Source organism: Chamaesiphon sp. OTE_20_metabat_361 (assembly GCF_031364565.1).
Genome location: NZ_JANLWO010000878.1, coordinates 1 through 2428, shown reverse-complemented (window position 1 = coordinate 2428; position 2428 = coordinate 1). Strand labels below are relative to the sequence as shown.

Genomic DNA, 2428 nt, shown 5'->3' with positions numbered 1-2428 from the left:
TTGCCCATGCAAATCCCGAACACGGGCTTCCAGCCGAGAAGAGCGCGCACAGTTTCCGTTGCTTCTTTTACGAGCGCGGGATTGCCAGGGCCGTTCGTCAGCATGATGCCGTTCGGGTTCCAGTCGCGAATCACGCGCTCGGGCGCGCGGCTCGGGAAAATCGCGACTTCGGAGCTGCGCGCTTGCAGCTCACGCAACGTATTTTCTTTGCAGCCGTAATCGAGAACCGCAATGCGCGGCCCATTGGCTTTAGCGCCCTTGCGAATTTCGATTTCGCGGCGAGTGACGGCTTGGACCCAATCGGTATCGATGAGTTTTTTCTTTTCAATGAGAATTGATGTTGGCATGAACTGGTGTCTGGGAGCGATGATGTCGGAGATATCGATCTCGATGCTGCTCTTATTTTAACAGGATTTCGGGATGGGAGCGAAAAGTGCCGATCGGGTTTTGTCAATCCTCGGAGCTGGTAACTACCAATTTATGACCTAATTGAGATAAATTTAAAACGTGACCGCCCGTGACTAAATAAACTGGGTTAGAAATCGCGCCAAATTGACGAGTTAACATGCCCAAGCGATCGCGAAATAACCGTCCGCTGGGATAGGCGGGTACTACGCCCCAACCAGTTTCTTCGGCTACCATGACGATCGTCGCTAAACTATCAGCCGATACAGCCAATAATTCCCGCGTCAAATTTTCCCACTCCGCGTTCGATCGATCGAGCAAATTTGCCACCCAGGTACCGAGGGAATCGACGAGTAGAAAGTCGTCCGCTAGCGCCGACTCGATCGTCTGTGCCAAGTCTACCACCGCCATCTTCGTCTGCCATGTATGTGGACGCCGCTGCTGATGACGATCGATCCGAGCTTGCCATTCGCGATCGTCAGGATCGACAGTTGCTGTGGCAATATAGGTAACAGCTTTGGTAGTTTGCCTTGCTAGCGTCTCCGCCCATTCACTCTTGCCAGAACGTGCTGCACCTGTGACTAAGATTGGTTGTTGTCGCGATTGAGTTATGCTGTTATCCATTCAAATCTTCTGTACTTCAACTTTAGAGCGACCAGTAGGCACTTGGCGATCGACTTTGAATCGTGGGGGCGAATATAATCTGAGTTTACGCGATCGATTGATAGATAACTTACCGATTTTTAGCTTTCGTCTGTAACCTGACGCCGCCTGACGAGAGCATGTATTTTGCACCTGTCAACCAGCCAGCGATTTGAGATGTCCATATCCACAGAGCGTAATTTAGACTTGAATACTCCACCAACTACCATCCAGGTTCCCAAATTTAGTCAGCTTCGGCAAGATGCCAACCCAATTTTGGCAGCACACATGCTGCAAGAAATTTATAAAATGGTGACGCAATGGCAGCAGGAGTTGGAGCAGATCGAGCGCGATCGTGTCAAGATTACTAGCGATGGGCCAATTTTAGCGGGGTGGTTGGAGTCGCGGACTTTTCAGCGAAATGCTACAGGGCAAGCGATCCCGACGCCTTATGTGACTGTGGAAGCGATCGGTTTAGCGACGATCGATCCTCAAGCTGGCTATCGGTTGTGTGGATTGGACGAACACGGACAACTGTGGACGCGAGCTTGTGAGATGACCGAGATTTTGGGCGTGAGTCAGGCAATTGCTAGGTATCAGCAACTAAAAGATTTGTCCGATCGTCAGCAGCAAGTCGAGCAGTATATTCGTCAAGTTCTCGAAGATTTAGTTCATCTGAGGTTAAAGTTATCAGATTAATTAATAATTAATAATTATTAATTAATCTACACCTTAGAAATATCGATCGCCGAGAGTTTCCATGCCAATCCATCTCGTTTTAAGATCAGACTGACATTTTTAGATCTGTTCACTTTATCAGTGATGTGAACGACAAAGCGATCGAATGATTCATAGCCCATTGTGATATTCGATTTTGCCAGATCTTTATCGAGCTGAGTTAGATCGATTTTGGCTTCAGGAATTTTATCGAACATGATTCGTTCGATTCCTTCAGGTGTCACCAATTTATCTACGACTGGATTTATAGCTTTTTCTACTAATTCTGAGGTTGCTTGTGGCGATTTTGTGCTGTCTTCAGCGATTTGCTTCAGTACTTGATCCTTAATACTTGCTTTGATATTTGTCTTTAGTTCTGGAAAGTTAATCGATTGCGACAAAGCATCAGCATTCCGATTTTCGGCGGCATTTTTGATACTATTGACTGTTAAGTATGGTGTATAGTAAGCTCCAATACATCCACTTACAGCGAGCGCAGCACCGATCGCGCCAGCGATAATCATTGTTTTTTTATCTGTGGATTTTAATTTTTTGTGCAGCTTCTCCGATAGAGAATCGAACATATGAGTTAATTGAGAATTGAGAATTGAGAATTGAGAATTGCGGATGCTAAAAGGATGTCTGAAAAGTTATAGCAGTGCTG

3 protein-coding genes and 1 pseudogene are annotated in these 2428 nt (G+C 46.6%); 1 reads left to right on the top strand and 3 read right to left on the bottom strand.

Translation table 11 applies throughout. The annotated features are described in order from the left end of the window. Both RMO35_RS24685 and cobU read right to left on the bottom strand, forming a co-directional pair. Positions 1-347: pseudogene (locus RMO35_RS24685) on the bottom strand (carbamoyl-phosphate synthase small subunit); the annotation flags it as partial. 103 nt (positions 348-450) lie between these two features. Then, positions 451-1029 carry a bifunctional adenosylcobinamide kinase/adenosylcobinamide-phosphate guanylyltransferase gene (cobU, locus tag RMO35_RS24680; RefSeq protein ID WP_309745331.1) on the bottom strand — a complete coding sequence of 193 codons (579 nt, stop codon included), beginning with the start codon at positions 1027-1029 and terminating at the stop codon, positions 451-453. Positions 1030-1224: 195 nt separating this feature from the next. Between cobU and RMO35_RS24675 the strand changes: the two genes are divergently transcribed. Then, a complete protein-coding gene (locus tag RMO35_RS24675) occupies positions 1225-1746 on the top strand; it encodes a hypothetical protein (protein ID WP_309745329.1) in 522 nt (173 codons plus the stop codon). Between the two features lie 26 nt (positions 1747-1772). Here RMO35_RS24675 and RMO35_RS24670 read toward each other — a convergent pair whose 3' ends face one another. Beyond that, positions 1773-2348: a DUF2939 domain-containing protein gene (locus tag RMO35_RS24670; RefSeq protein ID WP_309745326.1), complete on the bottom strand. Its 576-nt coding sequence runs from the start codon at positions 2346-2348 to the stop codon at positions 1773-1775. Between the last annotated feature and the right edge of the window lie 80 nt (positions 2349-2428).

What these genes read in the sequence shown, in the direction of transcription:
- RMO35_RS24670 (WP_309745326.1), bottom strand. Translation starts at nt 2,348, where the DNA reads ATGTTCGATTCTCTATCGGAGAAGCTGCACAAAAAATTAAAATCCACA.
- cobU (WP_309745331.1), bottom strand. Translation starts at nt 1,029, where the DNA reads ATGGATAACAGCATAACTCAATCGCGACAACAACCAATCTTAGTCACA.
- RMO35_RS24675 (WP_309745329.1), top strand. Translation starts at nt 1,225, where the DNA reads ATGTCCATATCCACAGAGCGTAATTTAGACTTGAATACTCCACCAACT.